Origin of the sequence: Pseudomonas fluorescens, assembly GCF_002022275.1 — a bacterium.
GTDB classification, from domain to species: Bacteria; Pseudomonadota; Gammaproteobacteria; order Pseudomonadales; family Pseudomonadaceae; genus Aquipseudomonas; species Aquipseudomonas fluorescens_AJ.
Window position 1 is genome coordinate 50641 of sequence record NZ_MSDF01000013.1, and the last position, 19281, is coordinate 69921.

Consider the following 19281-nt stretch of genomic DNA (forward strand, 5'->3'; position numbering starts at 1 on the left):
CCATCATTCTTATTCGGCAGATTCTACAGCTGCGATCATGCGAACTACATCAACGGTCTGCGCAACGTCATGCACACGCAAAATACGTGCACCCTTTGTCACCGCGAGCGCGGCCAGCGCGAGACCACCGTACAGCCGCTCACCCACAGGGCGATTCAAGGCCAGCCCTATCATGCTCTTGCGCGAAACCCCGACCAACAGGGGCCGACCAAGGGCATGTAAAGCCTCCATATGTTTGAACAAGCTCAAATTGTGTTGCAGAGTCTTGGCAAAGCCAAAACCGGGATCAAGGACGATTCGCTCGGGCGCAATGCCCACCGCAGCACATTGAGCGATCCGCTCGGCGAGAAACCCGCTCACCTCACCCACGAGATCGTCGTAGTGCGGGCTATCCTGCATATTGCCAGGCTCTCCCAACATGTGCATCAAACAGACCGGCAGGCCGGTAGCCGCAGCAGCATCGAGCGCGCCATCGCGCTGCAGGGAGCGCACATCATTGATCAAACCCGCACCGAGACGCGCCGTTTCGCGCATTACCGCCGGAGTGGAGGTATCCACTGAAATGATCACGTCCAACTCGCGCGCGATTAGCTCGACTATCGGCGCAACCCGTTCCAACTCCTCCAGAGGAGAGACAACGCGAGCACCTGGCCGGGTCGATTCACCACCGACATCGATCAAGGTCGCGCCCGCCAGCACCATCGCTTCGGCATGACGCAGCGCGGCATCCTGCTGGCTGAAGCGGCCACCATCGGAAAAGGAGTCAGGGGTTACATTAAGAATGCCCATCACGTGCGTATGGGCCAAATCAAGAACCCGATTGCCGCAAGGCAACCGGGTGGAGGACAACACAGAAGTCATTTCAAACCTTAGATGTCAGCTGCCGGGCCGCCAATCGGGGTTTCAGGACGCTCATTCTGAACAACAGGCGGAGTGCCTGAAGTACCCGAGCCACCTTCCCAATCGCGTGGCTCACGCGGTGCGCGACCAGCCATGATGTCGTCGATCTGGTCGGCATCAATGGTCTCGTACTTCATCAGCGCATCAGCCATGGCGTCCAGCTTGTCGCGGTTGTCAGTCAGGATCTGCTTGGCCGTGCCGTAGCACTGATCAATGATGCTGCGCACTTCGGAGTCGATCAGCTTGGCTGTCTCACCGGAGAAGCTGGCACTTTGACCGCCGCCGCCACGCCCCAGGAACACTTCGCCTTCATCCTCGGCATACATCAACGGACCAAGTTTTTCCGACAAGCCCCACTTGGTGACCATGTTCCGCGCAATCTGGCTGGCACGCATGATGTCGTTCGAAGCGCCGGTGGTCACACCGTCGAAACCGAGGGTCATCTCTTCAGCAATACGGCCGCCGTACAGCGAGCAGATCTGGCTGATCAGCGCCCGTTTGGAGAGGCTGTAGCGATCCTCTTCCGGCAGGAACATGGTGACGCCCAGCGCACGACCACGCGGAATGATCGACACTTTGTAAACCGGGTCATGCTCAGGCACGACGCGGCCCACAATGGCGTGGCCAGCTTCGTGATAAGCCGTGTTCTGCTTCTCTTTCTCGGACATGACCATGGATTTGCGCTCGGCACCCATCATGATCTTGTCTTTTGCCAGCTCGAACTCCTTCATTTCAACGATGCGCTTGCCGGTACGGGCCGCGAACAACGAAGCCTCGTTGACCAGGTTGGCCAGGTCAGCACCGGAGAAGCCAGGCGTACCACGGGCAATCACGGCAGGAGCCACATCGTCGCCCATTGGCACTTTGCGCATGTGCACTTTCAGGATCTGCTCACGACCACGGATGTCCGGAAGCCCTACAACAACCTGACGGTCGAAACGGCCTGGACGCAGCAACGCAGGGTCCAGCACGTCCGGACGGTTAGTTGCAGCAATGACGATGATGCCGTCATTCATTTCAAAGCCGTCCATCTCTACCAGCAACTGGTTGAGGGTCTGCTCACGCTCGTCATGACCGCCGCCCATGCCAGCGCCACGATGGCGGCCGACGGCGTCGATTTCATCGATGAAGATGATGCATGGCGCATGTTTCTTGGCTTGCTCGAACATGTCGCGAACACGGCTGGCACCGACACCAACGAACATTTCCACGAAGTCAGAACCGGAAATGGTGAAGAACGGCACCTTGGCTTCGCCGGCAATCGCCTTGGCCAGCAAGGTTTTACCGGTACCCGGAGGACCGACCATCAGCACACCGCGAGGAATTCGGCCGCCCAGACGCTGGAACTTGCCCGGATCACGCAGGAACTCGACCAGTTCGCCAACTTCCTCCTTGGCTTCGTCGCAACCTGCAACGTCAGCCAACGTGGTTTTCACCTGATCCTCGGAGAGCAGGCGCGCCTTGCTCTTGCCGAAGCTCATCGGACCGCCCTTGCCCCCCGCACCACCTTGCATCTGGCGCATGAAGAACATGAACACGGCGATGATCACCAGGATCGGGAAGCTCGCGACCAAAAGCTGGGTCCAGATGCTCTGCTGTTCAGGCTGCTTGCCTTCAACGACCACGTGGTTATCCACCAGATCGCCGATCAGACCGTTGTCCTGAATTGCCGGACGAATGGTCTTGAAGCTGTCGCCATCGTTGCGTTTGCCGGTAATCACGTAGCCATCAACCGCTACGCGCTCGACCTTGCCATCCTTAACTTGCTGGATGAAGTCGGAATAGTTGAGGGTCTGCGGCTCGTTAGGGCTGGAGAAGTTGTTCATCACCGTCACCAGGACAGCCGCGATGATCAACCACAGGATCAGATTCTTTGCCATATCGTTCAATTAACTACCCTCTGAAGCAAGCTCCGCTACTGGCGCGCGCTTCGCATGATATTCACCGGCCTAACTTACTACATTACCTACAACTCTGGCAGGCGCCGTCTGTAACCCTTTGTGAAACTTTGACTACACAATATTCGTAGAGCTTCGTGACGAAAGCGATATAAAAAAACCTATCGCCCGCTTCGAATTCCTCAAAAGCGCTCTTCACTGCTCGCTGCGCCTTCAGCGCCGCGAAAGCCGCGGCACAGCAGGTACTGCTCCCGAGACCTGTCCCGGGAAGAGTCAGGCTTGCGCGTTTGCACCTTATCGAACAACTTGCGGATGTTCTTGTGGTACTCGTCAAAACCTTCGCCCTGGAAGACTTTCACCAGAAAATCACCACCAGGACGCAAAACCCGACCCGCCAAATCCAGCGCCAGCTCACAGAGGAACATTGCGCGCGGCATATCAACGGCCGGTAATCCACTCATATTGGGGGCCATGTCGGAAATCACAAGGTCTACCTGCGAATTTCCCACGGCCTCAAGGATCTGGGCAAGCACGGTGTCCTGGGTGAAGTCACCATGAACAAAGGTCACATCCGGGATACTGTCCATTTCCAGGATGTCGGAAGCGATCAAGCGGCCCTGCCCACCAATCAGACGACTGGTCACCTGGGACCAACCACCGGGGGCCGCACCCAGATCAATAACGCTCATGCCAGGACGGATCAACTTGTCCTTGTCCTGGATCTCCAGCAGCTTGTAACTGGCCCGGGAACGGTAGCCGTCCTTTTGCGCCTTTTTGACGTAAGGGTCGTTGAAATGTTCTTGTAGCCACTTAAGACTGGTTTTGGAACGGGCCACGGGCCACCTCGAAAAATAAAACGGGTCGTGATTAACTGGGCGGTCCCGGACTCGCTCGGGTAAACTGGCCGCCGCTTTTTACAAGATCAGACGCAGGGGTCAGATTATGCCGCTCACTCAAGAGCAGAAGAAACAGTACAAATCCATTGGCCACCATCTGAAACCAGTTCTGATTGTGGCAGACAACGGTTTGACTGAAGGTGTGTTAGCCGAATTCGAACGCGCACTGAACGATCACGAACTGATCAAGATCAAGGTCAACATCCTTGACCGTGAGGCGCGCCTGGCTGCCGTTGCAGAATTGTGCAAGGCAGGCAAAGCGGACCTGGTTCAGGTCATCGGCAAGATGGCGCTGCTGTATCGCAAGAACTTCAGCGTCAACAAGCAACTGTCGAACGTACACCGCTTCAAGTAACAAGGGTCACGGGCGTGCTTCGCGCGCCCCGCCACTCCACCCGGGCGCCGGCTGTAGAACCAGCACCAGACCGGAGAACCCTAGCACAAGATAGCTGAATAGCTGCCAGCGCAACGCTTCCGGCAGCCACACATGCACCACGCAAAACATTGCGCATGCATACAGCGCCATCAACAGCAGTTGGCCGCGAATATCCCTCAACAAACTCCCCAAGCCTTCGGCCTTGACCAGCACCAGCACCTGGAGCACTACGCACGCCGCTGCAAATCCCACCAGCAACGCACTGAGCAAACCATCGATCTCATCGATCAGCAACGGTGCCAGGCCAATCAGGCCCAGCGCCGGTAAAACGCCAATGTGCAACAGCCACAGGCCGCCCACCCAGAGCATCTGAGCGAGCTGCCACAGCATGGCGCCCGCACGAAGCGGGCGCCGCCTTTCAGACGTGACGTACTTCAACAATCTCATACTCGATCACGCCGCCGGGCGTCTTCACAGCCACCACATCACCCTCTTCCTTGGCAATCAAGGCACGGGCCAGTGGCGAACCGACGGAGATTTTACCGAGTTTGAAGTCAGCTTCGTCTTCGCCCACGATGTGGTAGACAACGCGCTCATCGGTCTCGACGTTGGCGATTTCCACGGTGGTGCCGAAAATCACTTTGCCGGTGTGCGGGATGGACGTGACATCAATGATGACCTGGTTCTGAATCCGGCCTTCGATGTCACGAATCCGCGCCTCGACCATACCCTGCTGCTCGCGAGCAGCGTGGTATTCGGCGTTTTCCTTCAAGTCACCCAGCTCGCGGGCCGTACCGATGTCCTGGCTCAGCTTCGGACGGACGACCTTGGTCAGATGGGTGTGCTCCTCTTCCAGGGCCTTGGCGCCCTGGACCGTCATTGGGTATTTGATCATGCCTTCAATCCTGCGTGTAGATCCTGCAAGCGACGCACGGTCTTTTCCGGACCGAACTTGAGCGCTTCACAGATGGCTTCGCCAGCAGCAATGGTGGTGGTGCAGTAGATCTTGTGCTGCAAGGCGTTACGACGAATGGAGTACGAATCCGCGATCGACTGGCGACCTTCGGTGGTGTTGATGATCAGGGTGACTTCGTCATTCTTGATCATGTCGACCACATGCGGACGGCCTTCCGTCACCTTGTTCACGCGACGCACTTTCAGGCCGGCAGCTTCGATCAGCTTGGCGGTCCCGGCGGTGGCCACGACTTCAAAACCCAAGTTGATCAGATCACGGGCCACGCCTGCAACCAATGGCTTGTCATCGTCACGCACGCTGATGAACGCGGTACCGCCGGTCGGCAGCACTTCACTGGCACCCATCTGGGCCTTGGCGAATGCTTCACCGAAGGTGTCGCCCACGCCCATCACTTCGCCGGTGGACTTCATTTCCGGACCCAGGATCGGGTCCACGCCAGGGAATTTGGCGAATGGGAACACCGCCTCTTTCACGCTGTAGAAGTTCGGAATGATTTCCTTGGTGAAGCCGATTTCTTTCAAGGTCTTACCGGCCATCACGCGGGCCGCGATCATGGCCAGGGACACACCGATGCACTTGGAAACAAATGGCACGGTACGCGAGGCGCGCGGGTTGACTTCGATGACGTAGATGTCTTCGCCTTGCAGCGCCAACTGAACGTTCATCAGGCCGACCACGCCCAGTTCCAGGGCCATTTTCTTGACCTGTTCGCGCATCTCGTCCTGGATGTGCGCCGGCAGCGAGTAAGGCGGCAGCGAGCACGCGGAGTCACCGGAGTGAACACCCGCCTGCTCGATGTGCTGCATGATCGCGCCGATCACCACGTCGGTACCGTCGCAGACTGCGTCCACATCCATTTCGATGGCGCAGTTGAGGAAGTGATCCAGCAGCACCGGGCTGTCGTTGGATACTTTCACCGCGTCACGCAGGTAACGCTTGAGCTCTTCTTCTTCGTAGACGATTTCCATCGCGCGGCCGCCCAATACGTAGGACGGACGCACCACCAGCGGGTAGCCGATCTTGCTGGCGGCACGGATGGCTTCGTCTTCGCTGCGCACGGTGGCGTTTGGCGGCTGACGCAAGTTCAGGCGCTCAACCATTTGCTGGAAGCGCTCACGATCTTCGGCACGGTCGATGGCATCCGGGCTGGTGCCGATGATCGGCACGCCGGCGGCTTCCAGTGCACGAGCCAGTTTCAACGGGGTTTGGCCGCCGTACTGAACGATCACGCCTTTAGGCTTCTCGACGCGGCAGATTTCCAGCACGTCTTCCAGGGTTACCGGCTCGAAGTACAGACGATCGGAGGTATCGTAGTCAGTGGAAACGGTTTCCGGGTTGCAGTTGACCATGATGGTCTCGTACCCGTCTTCGCGCAGAGCGAGGGCGGCGTGTACGCAGCAGTAGTCGAACTCGATGCCTTGGCCGATACGGTTCGGACCGCCGCCCAGAATCATGATCTTGTCGCGACCGGACGGAGCAGCTTCGCACTCTTCCTCATATGTCGAGTACATGTAGGCGGTGTCGGTAGCGAATTCAGCGGCGCACGTATCAACACGTTTGTAGACCGGGAAGATGTCGAGCTTGTGGCGGTGAGTCCGCAGGTTCTTCTCGGTCACACCCAGCAGTTTGGCCAGGCGCTGGTCGGAGAAACCTTTGCGCTTGAGGCGGAACATCAGGTCGCGGTCGATAGAGGACAGACCAAGGGTCTTGACCTTCTCTTCTTCCTTGATCAGGTCTTCGATCTGCACCAGGAACCACGGGTCGATCATGTTCATGCCGAAGATGTCTTCGACCGACAGTCCGGCGCGGAAGGCGTCAGCCACGTACCAGATACGCTCGGCGCCCGGCACGGTCAGCTCACGCTTGAGGATGCTCATGCTTTCCGGGTTGCTCAGGTCGAGCTTCTCGTCCAGACCACAAACGCCCACTTCCAGGCCACGCAGGGCTTTCTGCAGGGATTCCTGGAAAGTCCGGCCGATGGCCATGACTTCACCCACCGACTTCATTTGAGTGGTCAGGCGTGCGTCGGCTTTCGGGAATTTCTCGAAAGCGAAACGTGGCAGCTTGGTGACGACGTAGTCGATCGACGGTTCGAAGGACGCCGGCGTTGCGCCGCCGGTGATTTCGTTCTGCAGCTCGTCCAGGGTATAGCCGATCGCCAGCTTGGCGGCGATACGCGCAATCGGGAAACCGGTGGCTTTCGAGGCCAGCGCCGAGGAACGGGATACCCGCGGGTTCATCTCGATGACCACCATGCGACCCGTGTCCGGGCAGATGCCGAACTGGACGTTGGAGCCGCCGGTTTCCACGCCGATCTCGCGCAATACCGCCAGGGAGGCGTTACGCATGATCTGGTATTCCTTGTCCGTCAGGGTCTGCGCCGGCGCAACAGTGATCGAGTCACCGGTGTGCACGCCCATCGGGTCAAAGTTTTCGATGGAGCAGACGATGATGCAGTTGTCCTTCTTATCGCGGACAACCTCCATCTCATACTCTTTCCAGCCGATCAGGGATTCGTCAATCAACAGCTCTTTGGTCGGCGACAGGTCCAGGCCACGGGCGCAGATTTCTTCGAACTCTTCACGGTTGTAAGCAATACCGCCACCGGTGCCGCCCATGGTGAAGGACGGACGAATGATGCACGGGAAGCCCAGCTTCTCGAGCACTGCATTGGCTTCTTCCATGGTGTGGGCGATGCCCGAGCGCGGGCAATCAAGGCCGATGGACTTCATGGCCTTGTCGAAACGCGAACGGTCTTCAGCCTTGTCGATGGTGTCGGCATTGGCGCCGATCATTTCTACGCCGAATTTCTCCAGGACACCTTCGCGCTCCAGGTCCAGGGCGCAGTTCAGTGCAGTCTGGCCGCCCATGGTTGGCAGCAGTGCGTCCGGGCGCTCTTTCTCGATGATCTTGGCAACGGTCTGCCACTTGATCGGCTCGATGTAGGTGGCGTCGGCCATGTCCGGGTCGGTCATGATGGTGGCCGGGTTGGAGTTCACCAGGATGACGCGGTAACCCTCCTCGCGCAGGGCTTTACAGGCCTGGGCGCCGGAGTAGTCGAATTCGCAGGCCTGGCCGATCACGATCGGGCCAGCGCCGAGAATCAGGATGCTTTTTATGTCTGTACGTTTTGGCATGGGTTTGTCACTCAAATCCGCAGGTCAGTCGGCAAGCCGTCTTGAACAATCCTTGAAGTGCCTGCGGGGGCCACCGAAGTTCGGGGCCGCCCGCAAGCCGCTCAGTCAGCGTCGCTTGGCCATCTCATTGATGAAACGGTCGAACAGCGGCGCTACGTCGTTCGGGCCCGGGCTGGCTTCAGGGTGGCCCTGGAAGCTGAACGCGCTCTTGTCGGTGCGCTCGATGCCTTGCAGGGAACCGTCGAACAGCGACTTGTGGATAGCCCGGACGTTAGCCGGCAAGGTCGCTTCGTCCACCGCAAAACCGTGGTTCTGGCTGGTGATCATCACAATGCCAGTGTCCAGGTCTTGCACAGGGTGGTTGGCACCGTGGTGACCGTGACCCATTTTCAGGGTCTTGGCACCGGAGGCCAAGGCCAGCAGCTGGTGACCAAGGCAGATACCGAAGACTGGAATCTCGGTTTCCAGTACTTCCTTGATCGCCTGGATGGCGTAGTCGCAAGGCTCAGGGTCACCCGGGCCGTTGGACAGGAACACGCCATCCGGCTGCAGGGCCAGCACGTCGCTTGCCGGGGTTTGCGCCGGCACCACGGTCACGCGGCAACCGCGCTCGACCAGCATGCGCAGAATGTTGTATTTGACGCCGTAGTCGTAGGCCACGACGTGGTAAGGCAGGTCAGCGGCCTCGATCGTTGCATGACTGTCGGTCTTCAAGTCCCAGACAGTGGAGCGCCACTCGTACTTCTCTTTGACGCTGACAACTTTCGCCAGGTCCATGCCTTTCAGGCCAGGGAAGCCTTGGGCTGCGGCAATCGCCGCCTCTTCGGAAATATTGTCATCGACCATGATGCAGCCGTTCTGCGAGCCTTTTTCACGCAGGATGCGTGTCAGGCGGCGCGTATCGATACCGGCGATTGCCACAACGTTGTTGGCTTTCAGGTAATCGGACAGCGACATCGTGTTACGCCAGTTGCTCGCAACCAGTGGCAGGTCACGAATCACCAGGCCCGCCGACCAGACACGATCAGACTCGACATCTTCCGGTGTAGTACCGGTGTTGCCGATGTGCGGATAGGTCAGGGTAACGATCTGTTGGGCGTAGGAAGGATCGGTAAGGATTTCCTGATAGCCGGTCATGGCGGTGTTAAACACCACCTCTCCAACGGTTTGACCGTCGGCTCCAATGGCTTCGCCGCGAAAAATGCTGCCATCAGCAAGGGCGAGTATGGCTGGCTTAGTCAAGAAGACCTCCCGTAAATAAAGCCTGAAAGGGCGATCGCAGGTGTAAAAAAGCGGAGTGACGTATGGACACGTCACTCCGCTTATTCACTGAATTATTCTGCGCGCTTTTAGTGAACACACTAAAGCTGTAGCTTACAGAAAAAGGCTTTTTTGGTCCACCGCTAATGAGCCTAAAAGGCAGGGGAATGCGACAGGACGTCGCTTAGCGGGTAAAAACGGGGCCAAAGCATAAGCTTGAGCCCCCTTTTTAGCTACTGATTAGTGCAGGTCCAGCACATCGCGCATGTCGTACAGGCCAGGCTCGCGACCGTCGAGCCAGAGCGCTGCACGTACCGCACCCTTGGCAAATGTCATGCGGCTGGACGCTTTGTGCGTGATCTCCAGGCGCTCGCCTTCAGAGGCGAACAGCACGGTGTGATCACCTACCACGTCACCACCGCGCACGGTCGCAAAACCGATGGTGTCACGCGCACGTTCGCCGGTATGACCTTCACGACCGTAAACGGCCACTTTCGACAGGTCACGCCCCAGCGCATCGGCAATCGCCTCACCCATGCGCAGCGCAGTCCCCGACGGCGCATCAATCTTGTGGCGATGATGGGTCTCGATGATCTCGATATCCGCCTCATCCCCCAACACGCGCGCCGCCAGATCCAGAAGTTTCAGCGACAGGTTTACACCGACGCTGAAGTTGGCAGCGAAGACGACAGGAATATCCTTGCCCGCCTCCACCAGCAACTGCTTCTGCTCAGCACTCAAACCCGTGGTACCGATCACCATGGCCTTGCCTGCCTTGCGGCAGAACGCGAGGTTTTTCAGCATCACGTCCGGCAAGGTGAAGTCGATCAGTACGTCGAACTCATCAGCTACCTGCTCGAGACTGCCCGACAGCGAAACTCCGATACGGCCCAGAGACGCCAGCTCACCAGCATCCGCACCGATCAGCGAGCTGCCCGGACGAACGATCGCGGCAGTCAACCCGGAAGCCGGCGAACGCTGCTGCACCGCCTCAACCAGGTTCTTGCCCATGCGCCCTGCAGCGCCCATCACGGCTATACGTCGCATACTCATTCCTTACAGGTCGCCGAAGAAGCGCTTAACACCGTCAAAAAAACCAGTGGATTTCGGCGAGTGAGAGTCATCACCTTCCAGCGAGCTGCGGAACTCTTCGAGCAGTTCACGCTGACGACGGCCGAGGTTGACCGGTGTTTCCACCGCCACACGGCACATCAAGTCGCCTGCACCACCACCGCGCACCGGCGCAACGCCTTTGCCACGGATACGGAACTGCTTGCCGGTCTGCGTGCCTTCCGGGATCTTGAGTTTGACCCGACCGTCCAGCGTCGGAATCTCCATCTCGCCACCCAACGCCGCATCGACAAAGCTGATCGGCACTTCACAGAACAGATGCTTGCCGTCGCGCTGGAAGATCGAGTGCTCGCGCACGTTGATCACCACGTACAGGTCGCCGGTAGGGCCGCCCTGAGTCCCCGTCTCGCCTTCACCCGAGAGGCGAATGCGATCACCGGTATCCACGCCCGCAGGCACTTTCACCGACAGGGTTTTGTACTCTTCTACGCGGCCTTCTCCGTGGCAGGAATCGCACGGATCGGAAATGATCTTGCCCTGGCCATGGCAGCGCGGGCAGGTTTGCTGCACCGAGAAGAAGCCCTGCTGCATGCGCACCTGGCCGATACCGCCACAGGTCGGGCAGGTGATCGGCGAGGAGCCTTTCTTGGCACCCGAGCCGTCGCACGGCTTGCAGTTGACCAGCGTCGGCACGCGGATATTGACGCTGGTACCGCGAACGGCCTCTTCCAGATTCAACTCCAGGGTGTAACGCAAGTCGCTGCCGCGTTGAGCACCACCACGCTGACCACCACGGCCACCGCCGAAGAAGTCGCTGAATACGTCGCCGAAAATGTCGGAGAAGTTCTGACCGCCAAAACCGGCACCGCCGCCGCCCATGCTCGGGTCAACGCCGGCATGGCCATACTGGTCGTAGGCCGCGCGCTTGTTGGGATCACTCAGGCATTCGTAGGCTTCGTTCGCCTCTTTGAACATCTCTTCGGATTCTTTGCTATCCGGATTACGGTCCGGGTGATGCTTCATCGCCAGGCGACGGTAGGCCTTTTTCAGGTCCGCCTCGCTGGAGCTGCGCTCCACACCCAATACTTCGTAATAGTCACGCTTTGCCATAAGTCTTTGCACTCTTAAGGACGTTCGGCCAGACCCTCCTGAGCCTTGCCAAACTCGTTGAGCCCCAATACAGGCCCGGACCCAACTCACGTCAATTCAACGATCCTGGTCATTACTGCTTTTAGCCAGGCACCCGGCCAAAAATGCGGTATTTACTGCTCGGAACGCAGGAGCATTCCCGATCACACCGCCAACATCCGAACGCTGTCGCATGCTGTAAAAATTCGCATACCCCAGACACGCCAACGCGGGAGCAAGCTCCCGCGCGGCGACATCCTACCAGTCACCGCTGGACAGCGGTCAACCGGGCGACCAACTTACTTCTGGTCTTTGACTTCTTCGAACTCGGCATCGACAACGTCGTCGTGCTTGGCTTCAGGCTCTGCGTGTTGTGCAGCGCCATCAGCTGGCTGACCTTGTTCGGCGTACATTTTCTGTGCGACCGGCGCGGAAACCTTCGACAGCTCCTCAACCTTGGCATCAATGGCAGCCTTGTCGTCGCCTTTGATGGCAGCTTCCAGAGCAACCACAGCAGCTTCGATAGCGGTTTTCTCTTCAGCAGTCACTTTGTCGCCCGCTTCGGAGACCATTTTACGCGTCGAGTGAACCAGTGCGTCGCCCTGGTTGCGAGCGCCAGCCAGCTCGGCAAACTTGGCATCCGCATCAGCGTTGGCTTCAGCATCACGAATCATCTGTTGAATTTCTTCATCAGACAGGCCGGAGTTGGCCTTGATGGTGATCTTCTGCTCTTTGCCAGTCGCCTTGTCTTTCGCGCCGACGTGCAGGATGCCGTTGGCGTCGATGTCGAAGGTCACTTCGATTTGTGGCACGCCACGTGGTGCTGGTGGAATCTCGGCCAGGTCGAACTTGCCCAGGGACTTGTTCTGAGCCGCTTGCTTACGCTCACCTTGCAGCACGTGAATGGTCACAGCGCCCTGGTTGTCATCGGCAGTCGAGAACACTTGCGATTTCTTGGTAGGAATCGTGGTGTTTTTCTCGATCAGCGCTGTCATCACGCCACCCATGGTTTCGATACCCAGGGTCAGCGGGCTAACGTCCAGCAGCAGCACATCTTTCACGTCGCCGGCCAATACCGCGCCCTGGATGGCAGCACCCATGGCAACCGCTTCGTCCGGGTTCACGTCTTTACGGGCTTCTTTACCGAAGAATTCGGTCACCAGCTTCTGAACCAGTGGCATACGGGTCTGACCGCCGACCAGGATCACGTCGTTGATCGAGCCAACGTCAATACCGGAGTCTTTCAGCGCAATGCGGCAAGGCTCGATGGTGCGTTGAACCAGGTCTTCAACCAGCGCTTCCAGCTTGGAACGCGAGATTTTCACGTTCAAGTGCTTAGGACCGGTGGCGTCTGCAGTGATGTACGGCAGGTTCACGTCGGTCGACTGAGCGGAAGACAGCTCGATTTTGGCTTTCTCGGCAGCTTCTTTCAGGCGCTGCATGGCCAGCGGGTCACCCTTAAGGTTCATGCCGCTTTCTTTCTTGAATTCGTCAACGAGGTAGTCGATCAGACGAATGTCAAAGTCTTCACCGCCCAGGAACGTGTCACCGTTGGTGGCCAACACTTCGAACTGGTGCTCGCCGTCAACTTCAGCGATTTCGATCACGGACACGTCGAACGTACCGCCACCCAGGTCATAAACGATCACGGTGTGGTCGCCTTTGGCCTTGTCCATACCGTAAGCCAGAGCAGCAGCGGTAGGCTCGTTGATGATACGTTTTACGTCCAGACCCGCGATGCGGCCGGCGTCTTTGGTCGCCTGGCGCTGGCTGTCGTTGAAGTAGGCCGGAACGGTGATCACCGCTTCAGTCACGGTTTCGCCAAGGTAGTCTTCGGCGGTTTTCTTCATCTTTTTCAAGATTTCAGCCGAAATTTGTGGCGGCGACATTTTCTGGCCGTTTACTTCAACCCAGGCGTCACCGTTGTCAGCCTTGGCGATTTTGTAAGGGACCATCTTGATGTCTTTCTGTACGACTTCTTCGTCGAACTTACGACCGATCAGACGCTTTACCGCGTACAGAGTGTTGTGCGGGTTGGTGACAGCCTGACGCTTGGCCGACTGACCGACTAGGATTTCACCGTCGTTGGCGTAAGCAACGATCGACGGCGTGGTGCGCGCGCCTTCAGCGTTTTCAATAACTTTGGCAACGCCGTTTTCCAGTACGGAGACGCAGGAGTTGGTGGTCCCTAGGTCGATACCGATAATTTTGCCCATGATTTACTCTCCCGAAACTTTAATTTGGTTGCCGCAGCAGTGGTGGCTAACTGCGGTAGCACTTAAACGCTTGACTTATAGATGGGGCCGTTACGACTGATTTCAAGCCTGCTCATCAATAGAAGGTGCAACAGGTGCAGGAGCCTTGCTCACAACAACCATTGCCGGGCGCAACAGGCGACCGTTGAGCTGGTAGCCCTTCTGGAACACTTTCAACACGCTGTTAGGCTCAAGGTCATGGCTTTCCTGCATGGCCATCGCCTGATGATGCTCAGCGTTAAACGGTTCGCCGCCTTGCGGATCGATGGCTTCCAGCTGATAACGCTTCAGGGTGTCCTGGAACATTTTCAGGGTCAGTTCGATCCCTTCGCGCATTGGGCGGATGTTTTCGTCGTCCGGGTTGGACAACTCAAGGCCACGCTCCAGGCTGTCGATGATCGGCAGCAGATCACCGGCGAATTTTTCCAGCGCGAATTTGTGAGCCTTCTCTACATCCTGCTCGGCGCGGCGGCGGACGTTCTGCAGATCGGCGGCAACACGCAACGATTGATCCTGCGCAGCGGCCAACTGCTCTTCGAGCACTTGCACGCGAGTCGCCAGTTCATCACCGGCAGCCGAATTGGCGTCTGGAGTTTGCGTATCCTGCGTCTGTTCGTCAGCCATAGATTTCTCCTTTCAAAATCATGCGCGAACTCAACTCGCGCTTCTGTTCCGGTATATGGGGCCACAATTTTCAGGTTCAAGGGCGCAAGCGTTACCAAAAGTCTTTCCAGTGATGCGGATCAATTCATGATCGCTCATTCCTCTTTGCGCTAAGTAGCACGGCATATCGAGCAAATCGAGCTAAGCGCCAGGATTGTCAGCTCGGAGCAAAACACTGTATAAATAACCAGACATTAAGCCTGGGAGCGGCCGTCATGCTCGTGCACCTGTCCGTACATAACTACGCAATCGTTGAACATCTGGATCTGGAACTGGATCGCGGGATGAGCGTAATCACAGGCGAGACCGGCGCCGGCAAGTCGATCATGCTCGACGCCTTGGGCTTGACCCTGGGCGACCGCGCCGACAGCGGCGTGGTGCGCCCCGGCGCAGACAAGGCCGACATCCTGGCCACCTTTGACCTCGCGGATATTCCCGAAGCCGAAACCTGGCTGGCCGAGCGCGACCTTAATAATGAAGGCCCGTGCATCCTGCGCCGGGTCATCACAGCCGAAGGGCGCTCGCGCGGCTATATCAATGGCACGCCCTGCCCACTCGGTGATTTGAAAGCCCTGGGCGAATTGCTGATTGATATCCACAGCCAACATGAACACCAATCCCTGCTGAAAACTGACACCCACCGTCGCCTGCTCGATGAATACGCCGGTGCCACCGACCTTGCCCGCCAGGTGCAGCTCGCTGCCCAACGCTGGCGCCAGACACGCCTGGAACTGGAGCGCCTTTCCAATTCCGGCGACGAGCAACGCGCCCGCCATCAGTTGCTCAGCTACCAGCTTGAAGAGCTGGAAAGTCTTGGCCTTGGCGAAACGGAACTGGAGCAACTGGAGCAGGAACACAAAAACCTCACCAACGCCGAAACCCTGCTGGGTATTTGTCGTCAGGTGGTAGAGCAATGCAGCGAAAGTGATTCAGGGAATGTCCTTAACGCACTGACGGCGAGCCTGAACCGACTGTCCAGCGTGAACAGCGGATCTGGCTCCCTGAGCGAAGCGACAACCCTGCTGACCAGTGCACAAATCCAGGTAGAAGAAGCCGTCGGCGAGTTGAACCGCTTCCTGGGTCACTTCGATGCCGACCCGTCGCGCCTGCAGGAAATAGAAGAACGCCTGGATACTATTTATACATTGGCCCGCAAACACCGCATCCAGCCCACTGAAGTGGCGACGATGCAGCAAAAGCTGCTGGATGAAATCGAAACACTGAACGCCAATGACGAATCCATCGAGCGCCTCGGCGAAGAACTCGCCTCTTTTGCCCGCCACTATCAAGAGAAGGCACGCGAGCTGAGCGACCTGCGCCACCAGGCCGCCACAGGTTTGGCCAACGCCGTGGAGCTGGAAATTCAGCGATTGGGCATGCCAGGCGGGCGTTTCACCATTGAGCTGCGCACCAACGCCAGCAACGAACTGCAACCCCACGGGCTTGAGCAGGTGGAGCTATTAGTGAGCGCCAACCCTGGGCAACCGCTCAAGGCACTGGCTAAAGTGGCGTCTGGCGGTGAGCTGTCGCGGATCAGCCTGGCGATCCAGGTCATCACTGCACAAACCTCGCGGGTGCCGACACTGGTATTTGACGAAGTAGACGTAGGGATTGGCGGGCCGACGGCCGAGATCGTTGGCCAGCTGTTGCGCCGACTTGGGGATAGAGGCCAGGTATTGACTGTGACTCACCTGCCGCAAGTGGCCGCCCAAGGGCATCAGCACTTGTTTGTGCATAAGGTGCGCGGGAACGATGCAACGCACACAGCCGTGTCGAAACTGAACAAATCAGAACGCGTGGAAGAAGTTGCGCGGATGCTGGGGGGGATCGATCTAACCAAGGAGTCCCTGGCTCACGCGAAGAAAATGGTCGTGGCAGCCAAGGCTTAAGCCGGCATTTTCCTCTCTATAGAAAGCACGAAGGCGACCCAAGGGTCGCCTTCCATCGTTTCGCAGAGCACATCTGCGACGATTTTTACTTTTTCTTACGGATGTACAACACCAGGTTATGGTCTACCAAATCGAAGCCATGCTCCTCAGCAATCTTGTGCTGCAGCGCTTCAATTTCCGGGCTGGTGAACTCGATAACCTCATTGGTATCCAGATCAACCATGTGGTCGTGATGACCGCCGTCAGCCAATTCGAACACTGCATGACCGCCGTCGAAATTATGACGAACCACCAGCCCTGCGGCTTCAAACTGGGTCAGCACACGGTAAACCGTGGCCAGGCCAACGTCCTCGTTAGACTCCATCAGTGCCTTGTAAACATCCTCGGCACTCATGTGGCGCTGCTCAGCAGAATCGAGCATTTGTAGAATCTTGACTCGTGGCAGAGTCACTTTAAGACCGGCTTTGCGTAGTTCGCTATTTTCAACCATGGTTAGCTTTCTCGCGGATGCTGCTTCGCAGCTTCTCTTAATACGGGTATGATCGGCGTTTACGTTGTCCCAGCCAAGATAGTGGAAGTCGCCCACCGATGCAAAACACCAAGCTCTTGCTAACCAGTTTCACCTTTGTGGGACTGCTCGCACTCGCCGGTTGTTCATTCCCCGGGGTTTACAAAATCGACATCCAGCAGGGCAATGTCGTCACGCAGGACATGATAGACCAGTTACGCCCCGGAATGACCCGACGGCAAGTACGGTTTATCATGGGTAACCCCCTGCTGACCGACACTTTCCATGCCGATCGCTGGGATTATCTCTACAGCATCCAGCCTGGTGGCGGTGAACGCCAGCAGGAGCGCGTCAGCGTCATTTTTAATGGCAATGACCAGCTTGTCAGCCTGTCCGGTGACTTCATGCCCGGCGTCAGCCGTGATGAAGCCCTGCTCGGCAAAGACAACGGCACTAACGTGACCGCGCCTGCGCAGGAAGCCGAGAAGCCGAAGTCTGAAGTACCGGCCAAGCCAGGCTCCTTGCTGGATACCATCCAGAAAGATGTCGATGGCGTGCAAGCCGTCCCCGTCCCGACGCCTCAGCCTCTGGACACCAGCCCGCAGTAATTTTGCGGCGCTCAATAAAAAGCCCGGCATGCCGGGCTTTTTGTTGCCTGTCGATTACCAAGTCTATGAATCCTGCTTCCTGGCCATCGCCGCCTTCGCCGCGCGCAGCCGGCGCACTTCTTTTGGGTCAGCCAGCAAAGGTCGATAAATCTCGATGCGGTCGCCCGATTGCACTTCACGCACCTCAGGGTCCGCGACCGCCTTACCGAATATGCCCAGTGGGCACTCAGCCAGCGACAGCTGTGGAAATTGCATTGCGATTCCAGATGCCTGCACGGCAGCTCTCACGCTCGTGCCCGAGGGCACCGCCACCGCCAACAATACCTGGCGATCTTCAGCGGCATACACCACTTCGACCTCAACCATGCAGTTGCTTGGCTCGCTGGCAAAATGCATCCACCAGGGTATTCGCCGCCTGATTGAACAAAGGCCCCAAGGTCGCCCGCACAATCGGCCCCGCATACTCGAATGACAAATCCAGGCTGATCTTGCAGGCCTTCTCCGTCAACGCCTTGAACACCCACACACCGTGCAGTTGAGTGAACGGCCCTTCTTCCAGATTCATTTCAATGGATTTTCCGGGCACCAGAATATTGCGCGTCACAAAATGCTGACTCAGCCCCGCCTTGGCCACCCCAACACTGGCAACCATGTGCTCGTCACTGCTCTCCAGCACCTCGGCGGCGGAACACCACGGCAGAAATTCCGGGTAACGCGCCACGTCGTTGACCAGGTCATAGAGCGCCTGCGCCGGATAAGGCAATAAAGCCGAACGTTGAATATGCGTCGTCATGTGAGCGTTACTTCCACTGCTGAGGCAAACATCGCGAAAGAACAGCCCGATCCGCGAGAGAAAAAAACCAAAGAACTGCCCGTATTGTCCGGGATTCGCTCAACACGCTCAAGCACGCAGGTTGACCGTAGCCGACACGCTCGCAACTCCCTATAATGCCGCCCCTATGGCTAAACAAAAGAAACACCCCACAGGGACCATCGCGCAAAACAAAAAGGCGCGACACGATTACTTCATCGAACATCGGTTCGAGGCTGGTCTGGTCCTGGCCGGCTGGGAAGTAAAAAGTCTGCGCGCCAGCAAGCTGCAACTGGTCGACAGCTACGTCCTGCTCAAGGATGGCGAGGCATGGCTGCTGGGCAGTCATATCACCCCGCTGACCACCGCGAGCACCCACGTGATTGCCGACCCGGTGCGCACGCGCAAACTGTTGCTCAATGCGCGCGAACTGGAAAAGCTCGCCGCCGCCGTACAGCAGAAAGGCTACGCCTGCATCTGCCTGTCCTGGTACTGGAGCAAGCACCTGGTCAAGTGCGAGATCGCGCTGGGCAAGGGCAAGAAGGAATACGACAAGCGCGACACCGAGCGCGAACGCGACTCCAATCGCGAGCTGCACCGCGCCGTGCGCAACAAGGGCAAGGAAGACTAACCCTTGCAGCGATGTAGCCCTGGGCCAATCACCCGGGGCTACATGCCTTTACGCCGTTCCCGCTGAACCTCCTGACGCACCTCCTCCAGCACTTCCTGCACATACAGCAGGTGACGTGTTGAGACTTCCCGCGCCTGCTCGGCCCACCCCTCGATAATCGCCAAGTACAGATCCCGATGCTGACCGATCAGCATGTCGCAGGCCTACGGGTTCACCGGTATGCTGGTGCACTAAAGACCCGCACGTAACAGAGTAAGAATCGACGCCGCACAAC

18 protein-coding genes and 1 pseudogene are annotated in these 19281 nt (G+C 57.9%); 4 read left to right on the forward strand and 15 right to left on the reverse strand.

The window, feature by feature from the left end:
• Positions 1-9: 9 nt before the first annotated feature.
• From folP to rlmE, 3 genes are all read right to left on the reverse strand, one after another.
• A complete protein-coding gene (gene folP, locus BFW87_RS06730; protein WP_078739147.1) occupies positions 10-861 on the reverse strand; it encodes a dihydropteroate synthase in 852 nt (283 codons plus the stop codon).
• An 8-nt stretch (positions 862-869) separates the two neighbouring features.
• Positions 870-2780 carry an ATP-dependent zinc metalloprotease FtsH gene (gene ftsH / locus BFW87_RS06735; protein ID WP_078739148.1) on the reverse strand — a complete coding sequence of 637 codons (1911 nt, stop codon included), beginning with the start codon at positions 2778-2780 and terminating at the stop codon, positions 870-872.
• A 200-nt stretch (positions 2781-2980) separates the two neighbouring features.
• Positions 2981-3634 carry a 23S rRNA (uridine(2552)-2'-O)-methyltransferase RlmE gene (gene rlmE, locus BFW87_RS06740; RefSeq protein ID WP_078739149.1) on the reverse strand — a complete coding sequence of 218 codons (654 nt, stop codon included), beginning with the start codon at positions 3632-3634 and terminating at the stop codon, positions 2981-2983.
• Positions 3635-3740: 106 nt separating this feature from the next.
• Here rlmE and yhbY point away from each other — a divergent pair, with 106 nt between their 5' ends.
• On the forward strand, positions 3741-4049 hold the full coding sequence (gene yhbY, locus BFW87_RS06745) for a ribosome assembly RNA-binding protein YhbY (protein ID WP_043048386.1): 309 nt from the start codon (positions 3741-3743) through the stop codon (positions 4047-4049).
• 6 nt (positions 4050-4055) lie between these two features.
• On the opposite strand, the gene BFW87_RS06750 is transcribed toward yhbY, so the two are convergent.
• The 8 genes from BFW87_RS06750 to grpE form a co-directional block, all read right to left on the reverse strand.
• Positions 4056-4460, reverse strand: a complete 405-nt coding sequence (locus BFW87_RS06750) for an MFS transporter (RefSeq protein WP_078739150.1) — start codon at positions 4458-4460, stop codon at positions 4056-4058.
• A gap of 28 nt (positions 4461-4488) precedes the next feature.
• On the reverse strand, positions 4489-4965 hold the full coding sequence (gene greA / locus BFW87_RS06755) for a transcription elongation factor GreA (protein ID WP_078739151.1): 477 nt from the start codon (positions 4963-4965) through the stop codon (positions 4489-4491).
• Complete coding sequence (carB, locus tag BFW87_RS06760) at positions 4962-8183, reverse strand: carbamoyl-phosphate synthase large subunit (RefSeq protein WP_078739152.1); 3222 nt, start codon at positions 8181-8183, stop codon at positions 4962-4964. The genes greA and carB overlap by 4 nt, the downstream gene beginning before the upstream one ends.
• A 105-nt stretch (positions 8184-8288) precedes the next feature.
• A complete protein-coding gene (gene carA / locus BFW87_RS06765) occupies positions 8289-9425 on the reverse strand; it encodes a glutamine-hydrolyzing carbamoyl-phosphate synthase small subunit (RefSeq protein ID WP_078739153.1) in 1137 nt (378 codons plus the stop codon).
• A 258-nt stretch (positions 9426-9683) separates the two neighbouring features.
• On the reverse strand, positions 9684-10490 hold the full coding sequence (gene dapB / locus BFW87_RS06770; protein ID WP_078739154.1) for a 4-hydroxy-tetrahydrodipicolinate reductase: 807 nt from the start codon (positions 10488-10490) through the stop codon (positions 9684-9686).
• A 9-nt stretch (positions 10491-10499) separates the two neighbouring features.
• Positions 10500-11624, reverse strand: coding sequence for a molecular chaperone DnaJ (gene dnaJ, locus BFW87_RS06775; RefSeq protein WP_078739155.1), 1125 nt, complete (start codon positions 11622-11624; stop codon positions 10500-10502).
• 317 nt (positions 11625-11941) lie between these two features.
• Positions 11942-13858, reverse strand: a complete 1917-nt coding sequence (gene dnaK / locus BFW87_RS06780; protein WP_078739156.1) for a molecular chaperone DnaK — start codon at positions 13856-13858, stop codon at positions 11942-11944.
• A 102-nt stretch (positions 13859-13960) separates the two neighbouring features.
• Positions 13961-14521: a nucleotide exchange factor GrpE gene (gene grpE, locus BFW87_RS06785; protein WP_078739157.1), complete on the reverse strand. Its 561-nt coding sequence runs from the start codon at positions 14519-14521 to the stop codon at positions 13961-13963.
• A gap of 254 nt (positions 14522-14775) precedes the next feature.
• On the opposite strand from grpE, the gene recN reads away from it, so the two are divergent.
• Complete coding sequence (gene recN, locus BFW87_RS06790; RefSeq protein WP_078739158.1) at positions 14776-16449, forward strand: DNA repair protein RecN; 1674 nt, start codon at positions 14776-14778, stop codon at positions 16447-16449.
• Positions 16450-16534: 85 nt separating this feature from the next.
• On the opposite strand, the gene fur is transcribed toward recN, so the two are convergent.
• Positions 16535-16939 (reverse strand): ferric iron uptake transcriptional regulator, encoded by a 405-nt coding sequence (gene fur, locus BFW87_RS06795; RefSeq protein WP_003194220.1) that lies wholly within the window; start codon positions 16937-16939, stop codon positions 16535-16537.
• 98 nt (positions 16940-17037) lie between these two features.
• On the opposite strand from fur, the gene BFW87_RS06800 reads away from it, so the two are divergent.
• Entirely contained in the window at positions 17038-17565 is a 528-nt protein-coding gene (locus BFW87_RS06800; protein ID WP_078739159.1) for an outer membrane protein assembly factor BamE, read from the forward strand.
• A gap of 63 nt (positions 17566-17628) precedes the next feature.
• Here BFW87_RS06800 and BFW87_RS06805 read toward each other — a convergent pair whose 3' ends face one another.
• Together BFW87_RS06805 and BFW87_RS06810 are read right to left on the reverse strand one after the other, a co-directional pair.
• The gene (locus BFW87_RS06805) at positions 17629-17931 is read right to left on the reverse strand and encodes an RnfH family protein (RefSeq protein WP_078739160.1); all 303 of its coding nucleotides are present in this window, start codon (positions 17929-17931) and stop codon (positions 17629-17631) included.
• On the reverse strand, positions 17924-18358 hold the full coding sequence (locus BFW87_RS06810) for a type II toxin-antitoxin system RatA family toxin (RefSeq protein ID WP_078739161.1): 435 nt from the start codon (positions 18356-18358) through the stop codon (positions 17924-17926). The genes BFW87_RS06805 and BFW87_RS06810 overlap by 8 nt, the downstream gene beginning before the upstream one ends.
• A 166-nt stretch (positions 18359-18524) precedes the next feature.
• Between BFW87_RS06810 and smpB the strand changes: the two genes are divergently transcribed.
• Entirely contained in the window at positions 18525-19007 is a 483-nt protein-coding gene (gene smpB, locus BFW87_RS06815; RefSeq protein WP_003235073.1) for an SsrA-binding protein SmpB, read from the forward strand.
• Positions 19008-19045: 38 nt separating this feature from the next.
• On the opposite strand, the pseudogene BFW87_RS06820 reads toward smpB, so the two are convergent.
• Positions 19046-19204 (reverse strand): annotated as a pseudogene (locus tag BFW87_RS06820) (GntR family transcriptional regulator); the annotation flags it as partial.
• Between the last annotated feature and the right edge of the window lie 77 nt (positions 19205-19281).